At 71.1% G+C, this 14303-nt stretch carries 15 protein-coding genes and 1 riboswitch; of the genes, 5 read left to right on the forward strand and 10 right to left on the reverse strand.

Annotated elements, in window-relative coordinates; genetic code table 11:
• Positions 1–18: 18 nt before the first annotated feature.
• On the forward strand, positions 19–1428 hold the full coding sequence (glnA, locus tag ABZ906_RS15540; protein ID WP_361198907.1) for a type I glutamate--ammonia ligase: 1410 nt from the start codon (positions 19–21) through the stop codon (positions 1426–1428).
• Between the two features lie 97 nt (positions 1429–1525).
• On the opposite strand, the gene ABZ906_RS15545 is transcribed toward glnA, so the two are convergent.
• The gene (locus tag ABZ906_RS15545) at positions 1526–2140 is read right to left on the reverse strand and encodes a CGNR zinc finger domain-containing protein (protein WP_361383187.1); all 615 of its coding nucleotides are present in this window, start codon (positions 2138–2140) and stop codon (positions 1526–1528) included.
• 170 nt (positions 2141–2310) lie between these two features.
• Here ABZ906_RS15545 and ABZ906_RS15550 point away from each other — a divergent pair, with 170 nt between their 5' ends.
• Positions 2311–3123, forward strand: coding sequence for an MBL fold metallo-hydrolase (locus ABZ906_RS15550; RefSeq protein ID WP_361382195.1), 813 nt, complete (start codon positions 2311–2313; stop codon positions 3121–3123).
• A 21-nt stretch (positions 3124–3144) separates the two neighbouring features.
• Here ABZ906_RS15550 and ABZ906_RS15555 read toward each other — a convergent pair whose 3' ends face one another.
• The 5 genes from ABZ906_RS15555 to ABZ906_RS15575 all read right to left on the reverse strand — a co-directional run bounded on the left by ABZ906_RS15555 (position 3145) and on the right by ABZ906_RS15575 (position 7674).
• The gene (locus ABZ906_RS15555; protein ID WP_361382198.1) at positions 3145–3942 is read right to left on the reverse strand and encodes an ABC transporter ATP-binding protein; all 798 of its coding nucleotides are present in this window, start codon (positions 3940–3942) and stop codon (positions 3145–3147) included.
• Positions 3939–4970, reverse strand: coding sequence for an iron chelate uptake ABC transporter family permease subunit (locus ABZ906_RS15560; protein ID WP_361382201.1), 1032 nt, complete (start codon positions 4968–4970; stop codon positions 3939–3941). The genes ABZ906_RS15555 and ABZ906_RS15560 overlap by 4 nt, the downstream gene beginning before the upstream one ends.
• Positions 4967–6031 carry an ABC transporter substrate-binding protein gene (locus tag ABZ906_RS15565; protein WP_361382204.1) on the reverse strand — a complete coding sequence of 355 codons (1065 nt, stop codon included), beginning with the start codon at positions 6029–6031 and terminating at the stop codon, positions 4967–4969. Before ABZ906_RS15565 ends, ABZ906_RS15560 begins: the two co-directional genes overlap by 4 nt.
• A gap of 64 nt (positions 6032–6095) precedes the next feature.
• Positions 6096–6282, reverse strand: a riboswitch (cobalamin riboswitch).
• A gap of 7 nt (positions 6283–6289) precedes the next feature.
• Positions 6290–6742, reverse strand: a complete 453-nt coding sequence (locus ABZ906_RS15570) for a VOC family protein (protein ID WP_361383190.1) — start codon at positions 6740–6742, stop codon at positions 6290–6292.
• A gap of 65 nt (positions 6743–6807) precedes the next feature.
• The gene (locus tag ABZ906_RS15575) at positions 6808–7674 is read right to left on the reverse strand and encodes a helix-turn-helix domain-containing protein (RefSeq protein ID WP_361198889.1); all 867 of its coding nucleotides are present in this window, start codon (positions 7672–7674) and stop codon (positions 6808–6810) included.
• A gap of 221 nt (positions 7675–7895) precedes the next feature.
• On the opposite strand from ABZ906_RS15575, the gene ABZ906_RS15580 reads away from it, so the two are divergent.
• Positions 7896–9038, forward strand: coding sequence for an HAD family hydrolase (locus ABZ906_RS15580; protein WP_361382207.1), 1143 nt, complete (start codon positions 7896–7898; stop codon positions 9036–9038).
• Positions 9039–9135: 97 nt separating this feature from the next.
• On the opposite strand, the gene ABZ906_RS15585 is transcribed toward ABZ906_RS15580, so the two are convergent.
• The 3 genes from ABZ906_RS15585 to ABZ906_RS15595 all read right to left on the reverse strand — a co-directional run bounded on the left by ABZ906_RS15585 (position 9136) and on the right by ABZ906_RS15595 (position 12076).
• Positions 9136–10488 (reverse strand): DUF2252 domain-containing protein, encoded by a 1353-nt coding sequence (locus ABZ906_RS15585; RefSeq protein ID WP_361382210.1) that lies wholly within the window; start codon positions 10486–10488, stop codon positions 9136–9138.
• A 247-nt stretch (positions 10489–10735) separates the two neighbouring features.
• Positions 10736–11656 carry an alpha/beta fold hydrolase gene (locus tag ABZ906_RS15590; RefSeq protein WP_361382213.1) on the reverse strand — a complete coding sequence of 307 codons (921 nt, stop codon included), beginning with the start codon at positions 11654–11656 and terminating at the stop codon, positions 10736–10738.
• A gap of 114 nt (positions 11657–11770) precedes the next feature.
• Positions 11771–12076, reverse strand: coding sequence for a hypothetical protein (locus ABZ906_RS15595; protein WP_361198877.1), 306 nt, complete (start codon positions 12074–12076; stop codon positions 11771–11773).
• A 143-nt stretch (positions 12077–12219) separates the two neighbouring features.
• Here ABZ906_RS15595 and ABZ906_RS15600 point away from each other — a divergent pair, with 143 nt between their 5' ends.
• Positions 12220–12588, forward strand: coding sequence for an arsenate reductase family protein (locus ABZ906_RS15600; protein ID WP_361198875.1), 369 nt, complete (start codon positions 12220–12222; stop codon positions 12586–12588).
• 49 nt (positions 12589–12637) lie between these two features.
• Here the strand turns inward: ABZ906_RS15600 and ABZ906_RS15605 are convergent, their stop codons facing one another.
• A complete protein-coding gene (locus ABZ906_RS15605) occupies positions 12638–13480 on the reverse strand; it encodes an alpha/beta fold hydrolase (protein ID WP_361382216.1) in 843 nt (280 codons plus the stop codon).
• 275 nt (positions 13481–13755) lie between these two features.
• On the opposite strand from ABZ906_RS15605, the gene ABZ906_RS15610 reads away from it, so the two are divergent.
• Entirely contained in the window at positions 13756–14226 is a 471-nt protein-coding gene (locus ABZ906_RS15610) for a hypothetical protein (protein ID WP_361198869.1), read from the forward strand.
• Positions 14227–14303 lie beyond the last annotated feature (77 nt).

Genomic DNA, 14303 nt, shown 5'->3' on the forward strand with positions numbered 1-14303 from the left:
GGGAGTAGGAGGAGTTGGATGTTCCAGAACGCCGACGACGCAAAGAAGTTCATCGCGGACGAGGACGTGAAGTTCGTAGATGTCCGGTTCTGCGACCTGCCCGGAGTGATGCAGCACTTCACGATCCCGGCAGCGGCGTTCGACCCGAACGAGGAGCTGGCGTTCGACGGGTCGTCGATCCGCGGCTTCCAGGCCATCCACGAGTCCGACATGGCGCTGCGCGCGGACCTGTCGACCGCCCGGGTCGACCCGTTCCGCCGCGACAAGACCGTCAACATCAACTTCTTCATCCACGACCCGATCACGGGCGAGCAGTACAGCCGTGACCCGCGCAACATCGCCAAGAAGGCCGAGGCCTACCTCGCGTCGACCGGCATCGCGGACACCGCGTACTTCGGCCCCGAGGCCGAGTTCTACGTCTTCGACAACGTCCGCTTCCAGACGTCGGCGAACGAGAGCTTCTACCACATCGACTCCGAGGCGGGCGCCTGGAACACCGGTGCGGTCGAGAACAACCGCGGCTACAAGGTCCGCTACAAGGGCGGCTACTTCCCGGCCCCGCCGGTGGACCACTTCGCCGACCTGCGTGCCGAGATCTCCCTGGAGCTGGACAAGAACGGCCTCCAGGTCGAGCGCCAGCACCACGAGGTCGGCACGGCCGGCCAGGCCGAGATCAACTACAAGTTCAACACGCTGCTCGCCGCGGCCGACGACCTGATGCTCTTCAAGTACATCGTGAAGAACGTCGCCTGGCGCAACCAGAAGACCGCGACCTTCATGCCGAAGCCGATCTTCGGCGACAACGGCTCGGGCATGCACGTCCACCAGTCGCTGTGGTCGGGCGGCGACCCGCTCTTCTACGACGAGCAGGGCTACGCCGGTCTCTCGGACACCGCCCGCTACTACATCGGCGGCATCCTCAAGCACGCCCCCTCGCTGCTCGCCTTCACGAACCCGACGGTGAACTCGTACCACCGCCTGGTCCCGGGCTTCGAGGCGCCGGTCAACATGGTCTACTCGCAGCGCAACCGCTCGGCGGCCATGCGTATCCCGATCACGGGCTCGAACCCGAAGGCCAAGCGCGTCGAGTTCCGCGCGCCGGACCCGTCCTCGAACCCGTACCTCGCGTTCTCGGCGCTCCTGATGGCCGGCCTGGACGGCGTCAAGAACAAGATCGAGCCGCCGGAGCCGATCGACAAGGACCTCTACGAGCTCGCCCCCGAGGAGCACGCGGGCGTCGCCCAGGTCCCGACCTCCCTCCCCGCGGTCCTCGACGCCCTCGAGGCGGACAACGAGTACCTCCAGGCGGGCGGCGTCTTCACGGCCGACCTGATCGAGACGTGGATCGACTACAAGCGCACGAACGAGATCGCCCCGATCCAGCTGCGCCCGCACCCGCACGAGTTTGAGCTCTACTTCGACATTTAAGCCGACTGGGCCGACAGGTCTGACGGGTCTGATGCAGCAGCGAGGGTCGCTGCCTCCTATGGGAGGTGGCGGCCCTCGCTGTTTTTTGTGTGGCTGCTCAGGCCGGTTTCGGCTGGGTGCGGCGGGCGTAGGCGCGGGCCGCTCTGGCTCTGTCGCCGCAGCGTGTGGAGCACCAGTGGCGGCGGCCGTGGCGGAGCAGGTAGCGGTTGCAGGGCGGGGAGCCGCAGGCGGTGAGGCGCGTGGCGTCGGGGGCCGTGAGGAGGGTCGCGGCGTCCGCGGCGAGGGTCGCCAGGGCGTGTTCGACGATCTGCGTGGTGGGGTGGGACGCGGCGCGGTGCAGGCCGCGGGCCGGGTCCCAGTGCAGGAGCGAGACCGCCGGGGCTCTGGTCAGGGCTTCGTTGACCGCGGCCAGTGCGGTCGGCGGGGGTGGGCAGTTGTCGAGCCTGGCGGCGAGCAGGGACCGGATCTGTTCCCGCAGGGTGCGCAGCTGGGCCGTGCACATCTCCTGGAGGCCCGCGTCCGCCGGGGCCAGGTCGCGGTCGGTGAGCCACTGGTTCGCGGCTTCCGGGGTGCCGAGGAAGTCGGTGAACTGGCCGCCGGGCAGGGCGATGGCGCTGTTGGCGAAGTCGAGCGCGGGGTACTGCTCGGCGCCCGGCGCGGGTGGTGGCGCCGGGGCCGCGGCGCCTGCGGCGCTCTCCGTCTCCGCGGTCATCGCCGCCTTCGCCTCCGAGGGCGCGGCCTTCGGCTCCGGGGGCGCGGTCTTCGGCTCGGCGGTCGCTGTTTCCTTCACGTATCTCATGGTACGCATTGCCTTCATCCGTGAGGAACGGCTACCGTTTATCACGGATAGACTTTCCCCCAACCGTGAGGCATGTGTCTTTCATGGCTGCTGCGGCTACTTTCGGCACGTCCGGCTCGCAAGACGAGCAGATCCCGGTCCGCGTCCTCGGCGGTCCCACCGCCTTCTTCGAGTACGGCGGTCTCAGGTTCCTCACCGACCCCACCTTCGACGCACCCGGCGACTATCCGGCCCCCGGCGGCGCCGGTCTGACCAAGACCGCGCCCGCCTCCGTCTCCCCCGACGACCTCGGCCCCGTGGACGTCGTCCTGCTCTCCCACGACGAGCACCCCGACAATCTCGACCACTCCGGCCGCGCCCTGCTCCCCGGCGTACCGCTCACCCTCACCACGCCCGGCGGCGGGCTCCGGCTCCGTGACAGCCTCGGGGACAAGGTGAAGGGGCTCGTCGACTGGGAGTCCGTCGAGCTCGACCGGCCCGGCGGCGGACACGTCACCGTGACCGGTGTGCCCGCCGTGCACGGGCCCGGCAGGCGCGAGGACGTCGAACCCCTCACCGGCGAGGTCGTCGGCTTCGTCCTGACCGGCGAGGGGCTCCCGACCATCTACGTCAGTGGCGACAACGCCTCTCTCGACGCGGTCCGGGAGACCGCTGAGCGGTTCGGGGGCGTGGACACCGCCGTCCTCTTCGCCGGCGCTCCCCGCTTTCCCTTCCTGTTCGAGGGTGCTCCGATCGTCCTCGACAGCAACCAGGCCGCCGAGGCCACGCGGATACTCGGGGCGCGGCGCGTCGTCCCCGTCCACTGCGACAGCTGGGCCCACTTCACCGAAGGGCGGGACGAGTTGGCGTCCGCCTTCGCCGCCGCAGGTCTGGCCGACCGGCTGCGGCTGAGCTGAAAGGCTCGAAGAACCTGGAGATCACCGTCGCAGGAAGCGGATCGACGGTCGCGCGTCCGGGCCGTCGTCCGCCGCCGGTGTCACCACCGCCCGCACCCCGTACACCTCCGCGATCAGCTCCTGCGTGATCACCTCGGACGGTGTGCCCGACGCGTGGGCCACGCCTTCGCGCAGGACCAGTACGTGGTCGCAGAACATGGCGGCCAGGTTGAGGTCGTGCAGGGCGATCACGCTGGTCAGGGGGAGGTCCGCGACCAGGGCCAGGAGGTCGAGCTGGTGCTGGATGTCCAGGTGGTTGGTCGGTTCGTCCAGGAGGAGTTCGCGGGGGTCCTGGGCCAACGCCCGTGCTATCTGGACCCGTTGGCGTTCGCCGCCGGAAAGCGTGTGCCAGGACTGGGCGGCCCGGTCCGCGAGGCCCGTACGGGCCAGGGCCTCGCGGACCGCCTCGTCGTCCCGTGGTGTGGCGGGGGACCACGCCCTGCGGTGCGGGATGCGGCCCAGGCGTACGACGTCCTCCACCGACAGTTCGACCTGCGTGGTGGCGTGCTGGTCGACCACCGCCACCCTGCGTGCCACGGTGCGGCGGCCCGCCTCCCGCAGGGGCAGGCCGTCCAGGGTGACCACTCCCGACGCCGGGGCCAGGACGCCCGCCAGGATGCGCAGGAGGGTGGACTTGCCCGAGCCGTTCGGGCCGAGGAGGCCGACCGTGGCTCCGGGGGGCGGGGCCAGGGTCACCCCGTCGATGACGAGGTGGCCGCCGGCTGTTCTGGACACCCGGTCGGCGCGCAGGCCGGATACGGCTTCCGTGTGTGGGGTCATGTCGTCTTCCGGGTGCGGTAGAGGACCAGGACGAACGCCGGGACGCCGATCAGGGACGTCACCACGCCCACCGGCACCTCCTGCGGGTCGAGGACCGTACGGGCCAGCGTGTCCACCCACACCAGGAACACCGCGCCCGCGAGCGCCGTGACCGGGAGCAGCCGTCCGTGCCCCGAGCCGACCAGGGCGCGGGCCGCGTGCGGCAGGACGAGGCCGACGAAGCCGATGGCGCCCGCGCTGCTGACCAGGGCCGCCGTGAGCAGGGCCGTGACGGAGAGCAGCAGGAGGCGGGTGCGGGCGACGTGGACGCCCAGTGTCGCCGCCGCGTCCTGGCCGAACACGAACGCGTCCAGGGTGCGGGCGTGCGCGAGGCAGACGGTGAGCGCGACGACGAGCACCGCCCCGCACAGCCAGACGTCCGTCCAGCCGACCCCGCTCAACGAGCCGAGCAGCCAGAACAGGACACTCCGCGTCGTCTCCGCGTCGCCCGCCGTGAGGATCACGAACGAGGTGAGCGCGGAGAAGAGCTGCATCGCCGCCACCCCGGAGAGGACCACCCGGTCGGCGCTACCGCCGAGGGTGTGGCTGAGCAGCAGGACGAGGGCGAAGGACACGACGGCCCCGACGAACGCGCCCGCCGAGACCGACACCACTCCCCCACCGACCCCGAGGACGACGATCGCGACCGCCCCCGTGGACGCCCCCGAGGAGACGCCGAGCACGAAGGGGTCGGCGAGCGGGTTGCGCAGGAGGGACTGGAGGACCGTTCCGCAGACCGCGAGGCCCGCGCCGCAGACCGCCGCGAGGAGCGTGCGCGGCATGCGGAGGTTCCAGACGATGCCGTCCCGGATGGGCGTCAGCGTCGCCTCGCCCCAGCCGAGATGGGCGGCCACCGCCGACCACACGTCCGGTACGGAGATGTCGGCGGGGCCGATGGTGACGGCCACCGCCACGGAGAGGGCGAGGGCGGCGAGGCCCGTCGTCCAGAGCAGGGCGGAACGTATGCCGCCGAAGGCGGCTGCCCTCACTTGGCGAGCCCGAACTCGCGCAAGGCGTCGGCGACTTGCTCCACGCCGTCCACCGTGCGGATGGTCGGGTTCATGGCCTGGCCGCTCAGCAGGACGTACCGCTTCTTCTTCACGGCGGTCAGGTTCTTGGTGGCCGGGTTGGACTCCAGGAACTCGATCTTCTTCTTCGCGCTCTCGGCGGTCTGCGACTTGCGGGTCAGGTCGCCGATGACCAGGACGTCGGGGTCGCGGTCCGCCACGGTCTCCCAGTTGATCTGGGGCCACTCCTCGCGGGTGTCGTCGAAGACGTTCTTCACGCCGAGTTCGCGGGTGATGATGCCGGGCGCTCCGCAGCAGCCCGCGATGTAGGGGGCGTCGGAGTTGGCGAACCAGTAGAGGACCGAGGTGTCGGACGCGTCAGCCTTCTTGATGGTCTTCGCGGCCTTCGCCACCCGCGCCTTGAGGTCCGCGATCAGGCGTTCGCCGCGCTTCTCGACCCCGAACGCCTCGGCCAGGTCCCGCACCTCGCCGTAGACCGTGTCCATGGTCAGCGTCTTGACGCGCTTGCCGTCGCCGTCGCCGCTGTTGTCCTTGCCCGCGCAGTCGGACGGCGAGACATAGGCGGGTACGCCGAGTTCGGCGAACTTGGCGCGGTCGGCGACGCCGCCCTTGCTGACCGTCGCCGTGAAGGACGCGGTGACGAAGTCGGGCTCCTTGGCGAGGACCTTCTCGAAGGAGGGGTAGCTGTCGGCGATCCGCTCGACCTTGGCGTTGTCCTTCTCCAGGCCCTTGAGCACCGGGTCCGTCCAGGTACCGGTGCCAACCATACGGTCCGCGAGGCCCAGCGAGAGCAGGATCTCGGTGGAGCCCTGGTCGAGGGAGACCGCGCGCTGCGGCGGCGCCTTGATCTCCGCCTTCTTGCCGCAGGAGGTCAGAGTCAGCGGGTAGCCGTCGGTCTTCTTGCCCCCGCCGGAAGTGGCGGAGGAGTCCGACGAGCCGCCGCAGGCGGTCAGAGTGAGGGCCAAGGCCGCGCTGAGGAAAGCAGGGACGGATATACGTACACGACGGGCTGTGGAGGACACACGATCCCTTGAGTCTCATGGCTCATACGCGGAGCCTGGCCTGCTTCATCACCTGTGCCGCTCGGTGCGCGGCGCAGGCGCCAGCAGGTCTTCGGACTCGGGGATCGGCCGGACGGGGCGCCTTCCCGGGCGTCCGTGGACGCCCAGTGGCCGTGGCCCCGCCCGTTCCCCCTCACCGCTGCGCGTCAGTTCCGGATTCGCACCGGATTCCCTGGCCCTGGTGTGGGTTGACTGGCGCTCGCAAGCTATCACGCGAGGTCAGGACCTCTGGTCGGCCCTCGGTGCGCCGCGGTAGGTGCCGAAGGACCACTTGTTGCCCTCGGGGTCGGCGATCGCGAACTCCCGGCTGCCGTACGGCTTGTCCTCGATCTCCCGGGTGATCTCGACCCCGGCGTCGCTGAGCCGCCGGTAGAGGTCGTCCACATGGTCGGTGACGACGTACGTGCCGAAGGTGCCCGGCTTCAGGCACCAGTCCCCGGCCCCGTCGTCGTACGAGCCGAGCATGATCGCGCCGCCCTCGGGCCAGTCGAGCTCGGCGTGGGCCACGCTGTCGCCGTCCTGGTAGACGGCGGTGCGCAGAAAGCCGACCGTGCCGACCAGGAAGTCGATCAGGGCGGGGGCGTCGTGCGCCTGGAGGGTCGGCCAGACGCTGGGGGCGCGACCGGCGGGGGTGGACCGGGGCTGCTGGTCCTGCTTCTCGGTGGTGTCCATGTCGCTGGTGTTCATGTCGGTGGTGTTCACGTCGCTGGTGTTCATGTCGGTGGTGTTCATGGCTCCTACTCTTCGCCCCCGCCATGGCTCCCGGCTTGGATATTCCGGCACTCTTCGGCCAGCCAGCCGCTGGGGCTCGCGCCGGTGTACTGCCGGAAGTCCCGTACCAGGTGGGAGTGGTCGTAATAGCCGCAGTCGGCGGCGACACCGGCCAGGTCGGGGGCGGCGCCCGCCGCGACGGAGCGTACGACGGCGTTGCGTGCACGCTGGAAGCGCATCAGGCGGCCCGCCTGCTTGGGGCTCAGGCCCGTCTCGGCGCGGAAGAGCGTGGTCAGGCGGCGTTCGCTGAGCGCGACGTGCCGGGAGAGGCCGCGCAGGGTGCCGACGCCCTGGTGCCGGGCCAGCCAGGCCCAGGCCTCGGCGACCTCCGGGCGTACGGCTCCCCCGGCGTCCGCGTCCGCCGCGCGCTGCCGCAAATAGGCGGACAGGGAGGTGAACCGCTGCTCCCAGCCGCTCTGCTCGCACAGCAGCTCCCGTACGTCGGCGGCGCGGCGCCCCATCACGTCCGCGCCGGGCGTGACCAGGTCGGCCGCCAGCTCCGCCGCGGGTACGCCGAACAGGGCGCGGGCGGCGAGCGGGTGCACGGCGAGCTGGATGCCCGCCTCGTGCTCGGGCCGTACGACGTACGCCGGGGACTGGTGCAGGCCGCCCACGACGATGTCCGTGCGCATGGCGTCGGGGCCGGTCGCCTGCCGGGGGCTGTGGCCGGTGGCGACGGGGCCGTCGAGGGAGAAGATCAGCGTGAGATAGGGGGACGGCAGGCCGCGGTGCAGACCGGGCTGCTCGCCCGCCGTGCGGTAACCGACGGCGGACACCACCATGCCGTCGAGCCGCGGAGCGGCCCGTACGAACTCCGGGGAGACGCTCTCCATGCCTTCCAGTATGCGATGCGCGTCGCTGCCGAGCAGGGCCGGAGAGCGTCGCTCCGGAGCAGGGCCGAAAGGCGTGCGGGCGTCTGACGCTGCTACCCGCGCGCAGGCGTCCCATGCCCGTTCCGTCCGGTGATGTCGATCATGGGAATCCGCCGCTCGGCCCCATACGATGACCCGCCGCTCCGGACGGGGCGCAGACCGCTCTCAGGGGGCACAGAACCATGGCATCAATGGCAAAGGGCAAGCTTGCCGTACTCGGCACGGCGGGCGCGCTCACCGCGGCCGTCATCGCGGGGACGGCGCTCTGGCCGAGCACGGACGCGACGGCCGCCGACGCCTCCGCGAAGACCGCCGCGAAGAGCGCCGGGGCCGCGGCCGAGCTGAAGCACTGGCCCGCACCGGTCGCGAAGAAGCTGGGCAAGGTCATCGCGGAGAACGGCGGCAAGGGCGCGTACGCCGTCTTCGACGCGGACAACACGACGTACCGCAACGACCTGGAGGAGTCCCTCCTGCCCTTCCTGGAGATGAAGGGGGTACTGACCCGCAAGTCGATGGACCCGTCGCTGAAGATCATTCCGTTCAAGGACACGGCGACGCACAAGGAGAGCCTCTACAGCTACTACAACCGGCTTTGCGAGGTCGACGACCAGGTCTGCTATCCGTGGGCCGCGCAGATCTTCTCCGGTTTCACGCTGAAGGAACTCAAGGGGTACGTCGACGAGCTCCTCGCCTACAAGAAGCCCATCCCCGCCGAGTACTACGAGGACGGGAAGCTGACGAAGACCGAGGTGAAGAAGCCCGAGTTCTTCACCGGCATGCAGGAGCTCTACAAGTCCCTGCGGGGGCACGGCATCGAGGTGTACGTCGTCAGCGCGGCCAGCGAGGACCTGGTCCGGATGGTCCTCGCAGACCCCAAGTACGGCTACGACGTGAAGCCCGAGAACGTCATCGGCGTCGGCCTCCAGCTCAAGGACCGCAAGACCGGCGAGGTCACCAGCTCCCGCAAGGAGATCGCGGAGGGCCGCTTCGACGAGAAGAAGCTGGCCAAGCGCGAGCTGACGCCGAACCTGTGGGCCCCGCTCACCTGGTACCAGGGCAAGCCCGCGGCCATCAACACGTACATCGACGAGTGGAAGAAGCCCGTCCTGGTCGCGGGCGACACCCCGGCGAGCGACGGCCCGATGCTGTTCCACTCCGCCGACGTGGAGCACGGCGGTGCGCGGGTCTGGGTCAACCGCAAGGACGCGTACATGAAGCAGCTGGACGGGATGAAGCAGAAGAACGCCGACCGGCAGCGTGAGCTCGGCCAGAAGGTGACCGCGGACAAGCGGTGGCTGACGGTGACACCGGACCAGATCGGCTAGACCGGCCAGATCGACCAGATCGGCTAGATCGGCTAGACCGGCTAGACCGGCCGGACCAGCCGAACCGGTCCGGCCGGACCGGCCAGATCAGGGCCCCTTACGACGCAGGACCGTCCGGACCCGCGGCATTCACGAGTCCCGAGGCGATCGCCTCGACGAGTGCCGCGTGGTCCTGCGCGTTCTGCGCGGCATAGCGCAGCGCGAAGTCGGCGACCGCCCGGTCGAACGTGTCGGAGCCGCCCAGGTAGGCGGCGATGGCTATGCGGTCGCCGGAGCGGGCGTGGGCGCGTGCCAGGGCCGTGCCGCAGAGCCCGGCGTAGGAGCGCAGCTCCGCGGCGGACATGGCCTCGACGTCCGCGGGGCCGCGCACGTCCCGGAGCCTGCGCCAGTAGAAGGCGCGGCCCCGGGGGCCCGTCATCCAGCCGAGGAAGATGTCGCCCGCCGCCTGGAGAAGGCGCTGCCCGGCGACCACACGGTGGCCGGGATGGACGTACGGACCGGCCGGCAGGTGCTCTTCGTAGACCGAGCGGACGGCTTCCTTGATCTGGAGGAAGAGCGGATCGTCGGCGTCGCGCCCGGCCAGGAGCACGATGAAGCAGCGGGTGCCGACGCCGCCCACCCCCACCACCTTCCGCGCCGCGTCCACGAAGCGGTAGCGGTCCAGGAGGAGTCGGCGCTCCTCGGAGAGCGTGGAGCGGTAGTCGCCGAAGATCTTGCGCACGGCCGCGATGTCCGGGGGCCCGGCCGGTATGAGGAGCGGCGGTTCGTGGACGATGCGGCGGACGCCGTCGGTTTCCCGGGTCAGCTTGCCGAGCGGCGGCAGGCTCGTGCGGGGCCGGGCCCCGTTGAGGGCGCTCTTCTCCCGGTCGCGGTGGCGGGTGGTGTCGATGAGCGGCAACAGGCCCCGGGGGTCGGTGCGTTCGTACCAGACCGCCAGTTCGCCGAGTCCGGCAAGGCGCCTCATCGACGTGCGGTACGCCGCCACCGCCGCGCGGCAGGCCGCGTGCGCCCCGCTCTCCGGGTGGCCGTTGGCGCGGGATGCCACGGCGATGCTCGCGGCCAGGCGTTTGACGTCCCACTCGAAGGGGCCGGGGCAGGTCTCGTCGAAGTCGTCGAGGTCGAAGAGCAGGGTGCCGTCCGGGGAGGCGAACAGGCCGAAGTTCAACAGGTTGGCGTCGCCGCAGAGTTGGACCGTGAGCCCGGTGTTCCACTGGACGGCGAGGTCCCCCGCCATGACGGCGACGGCGCCCCGCAGGAACGAGAAGGGCGATGCGGCCATGCGGGCGTACCGCACCGGCAGCAGCTCCTGGACGCGGTCCGCGCCCTGCCGTTCGAGCACGGTCACCGGGTCGGCGCGATCGGCGGAGGGGATCCAGGCCCCGTGCGAGGAACGGGAGGCGTTCTTGCGGGCGGCCCTGCCCTGCCGGGCACGTTCTTGCGGAGTGGTCATCGCCCGGGCCCCCCTTCTCCGTCGGCAGCTCCCGGCTGCGGCCTCCCCCTCGGCAGCCGCCCCCCTCAGCAGCAGCCAATGCCGCCGCGGTCGCGTACGCATGCCGGGTACGGCGAACGGGTGAGCAGGGCCGTGGCGCGTCGGGACTTCAGCTTGTCGGGTACGCCGGTTTCCCGGGAGCGCAGGCTGCTCGGGTTCGCCGGCGTTCCCGGGACCTCAGCTTGGGTAAGCCGACGTTCCCTGGACCTCAGCTTCCGCCCGCCACCGCCCACGCCGCCACCCCTTTGGCCAGCGCGCCTCCCGCCCGCGTCCACACGAAGTGGTCGAGGCGGGCGCCCGCCTCCTGCGCGGAGTACTCCCGGCGGGTGACGCGGGCTCCGGGCACCTTGCCGACGAGGTGGTCGAGAGCGGCTGCGGGGGCCCAGGTGTCGCCCTCCACGGAGACGGCGAGTACGGGCAGGTCGAGGGTGCGCAGGGCCGCTTCGTAGTCGTGCGGGGAGCCCGGGGAGGAGTAGCGGCCCGTGCGTCCCTGCCGTGCCCAGTCGCGCATGACGCCCTTGGGCTGGTTGCCGCCGAAGCCGAGCCTGGTGCCGGGCCAGCGGCCGAGCAGCGTGGAGATGGCCGCGGTGAGCAGTTCGCCGATGAGCAGCAGGGGCCCGCGCAGGGGTCCGTACGCGCGGAACCAGACGGAGCCCGACGCGACCAGGGCGACTCCGTCGACGCCGGGGCCGATCCCCAAGGATGCGTGTACGAGGCCCAGTTGGCCGCCCATGCTGTGGCCCAGGAGATACAGCGCGGGTTCCGGGCCCAGTTCGCCGCGTATCGCCTCGATGACCGCGACGAGGTCCTGCTCGACGATCGTGCGGTAGCCGTGGTCGGCGGCGTCCGGGTCGGTCACCCGCGGGGTGCTCTCCCCCTGCCCCCGCAGGTCCACGGTCAGGGCGGTGAGCCCTTCCGCGTGCAACTGGCGGGCGAACGCGCGGTAGTAGCGGGCGGGGGTGCCCATGGCGGGGAGGATCAGGACGGCCGGGGCGGGGCGCGGTGACGCCTCGCTGCCCCGCAGGCCCCGGACGGGAAACCGTGCCCCGTCCGGGAGTTGAGCGGTGACGAGCAGCGGCAGCTCGGCTGCCGGTTCCTGCTGGGCGGGGACGGATTCCGGCTGAGTCATGGGGTCAGCATGAACCACGCGTGCGGGCGGGGGCGCTCGGCCCCCGCCCGCACGCGCCGTGACGGCCGCCGTGACGACCGCCGTGACGACCGTGGCAACCGCGGTGCCGACCGCTCAGCGGCTGTAGCGCATCAGGGCGCGCACCATGTGGCAGGTGATGTCCGACGGCGGGTGGATTCCCACGTCCTCCGCCATGCTGCGGATACGGGTGTTGCTCGCTTGGTTCGCCAGATAGACGCCCGAGTCGAGGAGTGCTATCGCCAGACGCATGGCCTTCAGGCGCCGGTTGTGCGTGATGTACCACTCGCGCGGCCGTCCGGCCGGGAGCGGATGCTTCTCCAGTGGTGCGTACGTCGGGTCGATGATCACGGGCCGGGAAGCTTTGCGCTTGGACTTCGATGTGAGTGCGGCAGCGGGCACAGGCATCCTCCTGTCGCGGTCAGGAACCCCCGTCGGGAACCCTCGAACATTGCTTCAATTCTACCGCCGGGCACTGACAATCGCCGCTGGCCAGACGGGCTTTCGGGCGCTGTGACGGGTGGGTCGCGGGTAGCGTGTGCGGCATGGAGATCTGGATCAACCCCGCCTGCTCGAAGTGCCGCAGCGCGCTCACGCTGCTCGACGCGGAGGGCGCCGACTACACCGTCCGCCGCTACCTCGACGACGTCCCCTCCGAGGACGAGATCCGCGCGGTCCTCGATCGGCTCGGCCTGGAGCCGTGGGACATCACGCGTACCCAGGAGGACGCCGCAAAGGAGCTGAACCTGAAGGACCGTGAGGCCTGGCCGCGCGACGCCTCGGGCCGCGACCGCTGGATCACGGCGCTCGCCGAGCACCCCAAGCTCATCCAGCGGCCCATCATCACCGCCGACGACGGCACCGCGGTGGTGGGGCGCACGGAGGAGGCGGTACGGGACGCGCTGTCCCGCTAGCCACCCCGCAGTCCCGCAGTCCCTGGCGCCTGGCCCCTCCCCTCTGGCCTCAGCCGAGGAACTCGGCCACCCGGCCGTTCAGTTCGGCGGTCCGGGTGTGCGGCAGCCCATGGTGGCCGACATCCCGCAGCACGGCCGTCCGCACGGCGGGCAGCAGGTCGGCGGCGCGCGCCGCCACCTTGCCCGCGTCGTGCGCACGACCGCGCCCGGCGAGCAGGACGAGCACGGGAAGCCGCAGGGCGCGCAGCGCGTCCGGCGCCGGACGCGGCCCGGTGACCGGCTTCACCGTCGGGAAGTCCGCCGTGTGCTCCTGGAGCCGCAGCCAGTCCGGGTCCAGCGGGACGCCGCCGGTCTCCCAGGTGAGGAACGCGCGCGTACGCCGCGCGGAGGGGCGCAGGAGCATCGGCAGCGCGTGCAGCAGGTAGTTGGGCCGGAATCCGGCGAAGCACTGGGTCGGGTCGACGAGGACCAGACGCCGGACGCGGTGAGGTGCGTGCAGGGCGTAATGGAGCGCGATCCAGGCACCGTACGAGTGTCCGCAGAGATCGACCGGCTCCTCGGCCCCGAGCCCGTCGAGGAGCGCGTCGAGCCAGCCGGTCAGGTCGGCCACGGTGCGGATCGGCCGGCTCGCGTCCGGCGCGCTGCGCCCCGCCTCGCCGATCAGGTCGACGGCGTACACGCGCCGCTTGCGCGCCCACTTGGCGACGTTCGCGAACCAGCTTCCCGCGGTGGCGCCCCCGCCGGGCAGCAGTACGAGCGGCGGGGCGCCGACCGGTCCGCACACCGCGGCGTAGGTGTCGCCGAAGGGGGTGGAGACCGTGCGGTGCTCCGTCCCCTCGGGCCACTTCGCGAGGACCTTGTCGTACGCGATGAAGAACGCCTCGGTCGTCATCGGACTCCCCCTCCGTCGGTCGGGCCTTGAGTCTCACCCGCACCGGCCCGGACATGTCAGAGAACGGCGGGATGTCCGGTCGGACGGGCGACCGACGACGGCACGGATGACGGCGGACGCGGATGACGGCGGACGCGGATGACGGACGACGGACCCAGATGACGGCGGACCGACGGCCCATGTCCGGCGAAGCGTTACATATGCCCCCATAGCGTTGAGCACTCCATACATCGCAGGCCGGACGACGCATCCGGGAAACGGAGAGGAGTGCGCCCGTGCAGAGCCTGAAGTCCGGGGGCGTATACGGAACCATCCTCGCGAGCGCGCTGGTCGCGGCGCTGCACTCGGAGCACCAGGCCTACACGCCCTGGTACGACGCGGCCTGGATCATGGTCACCGCGGGCACCGCGGCTCTCGCGCACGGATACGCGCACCACATGTCCACGCACCGGCCGGGAACGGGCCTGCAGCGGTGGCGGCAACTGGTCCGTGAGCTCCTGGACGAGTGGCCGGTGATCGTCGCCTGCTGGCCCACTGTGGCACTGCTCGTGCTCGCCGGGATCTTCGACTGGCCGGAGGATCCCGTCACCTGCTCCGCGCTCCTCCTGAACGCCGCCCTCCTCCTGACCTGGGGCACGGTCGGCGCCCTCCGCGCGGGCTTCCGGCGGCGTTCGGCCGTGCTGCTCGGCATGGCGGACGCGGCGATCGGGCTGCTCATCGCGGCCGCCAACGCCGTCATCAAGTGAACCCGGACCAGGGGGACGAGGGGGGCGAGGCGTGAGGTGAGCCACAACCACCGCAGGTAACACGGGGTTCACATTCG

The sequence above is a fragment of the Streptomyces sp. NPDC046925 genome (assembly GCF_040644915.1).
Lineage (GTDB): Bacteria > Actinomycetota > Actinomycetes > Streptomycetales > Streptomycetaceae > Streptomyces.

Excerpts from the sequence above, each read along its gene's own strand:
- glnA (WP_361198907.1), top strand. The coding sequence starts at position 19 with ATGTTCCAGAACGCCGACGACGCAAAGAAGTTCATCGCGGACGAGGAC.
- ABZ906_RS15545 (WP_361383187.1), bottom strand. The coding sequence starts at position 2,140 with ATGACCGCGGAGACGGAGAGCGCCGCAGGCGCCGCGGCCCCGGCGCCA.
- ABZ906_RS15550 (WP_361382195.1), top strand. The coding sequence starts at position 2,311 with ATGGCTGCTGCGGCTACTTTCGGCACGTCCGGCTCGCAAGACGAGCAG.
- ABZ906_RS15555 (WP_361382198.1), bottom strand. The coding sequence starts at position 3,942 with ATGACCCCACACACGGAAGCCGTATCCGGCCTGCGCGCCGACCGGGTG.
- ABZ906_RS15570 (WP_361383190.1), bottom strand. The coding sequence starts at position 6,742 with ATGGACACCACCGAGAAGCAGGACCAGCAGCCCCGGTCCACCCCCGCC.
- ABZ906_RS15575 (WP_361198889.1), bottom strand. The coding sequence starts at position 7,674 with ATGGAGAGCGTCTCCCCGGAGTTCGTACGGGCCGCTCCGCGGCTCGAC.
- ABZ906_RS15580 (WP_361382207.1), top strand. The coding sequence starts at position 7,896 with ATGGCATCAATGGCAAAGGGCAAGCTTGCCGTACTCGGCACGGCGGGC.
- ABZ906_RS15585 (WP_361382210.1), bottom strand. The coding sequence starts at position 10,488 with ATGACCACTCCGCAAGAACGTGCCCGGCAGGGCAGGGCCGCCCGCAAG.
- ABZ906_RS15590 (WP_361382213.1), bottom strand. The coding sequence starts at position 11,656 with ATGACTCAGCCGGAATCCGTCCCCGCCCAGCAGGAACCGGCAGCCGAG.
- ABZ906_RS15600 (WP_361198875.1), top strand. The coding sequence starts at position 12,220 with ATGGAGATCTGGATCAACCCCGCCTGCTCGAAGTGCCGCAGCGCGCTC.
- ABZ906_RS15605 (WP_361382216.1), bottom strand. The coding sequence starts at position 13,480 with ATGACGACCGAGGCGTTCTTCATCGCGTACGACAAGGTCCTCGCGAAG.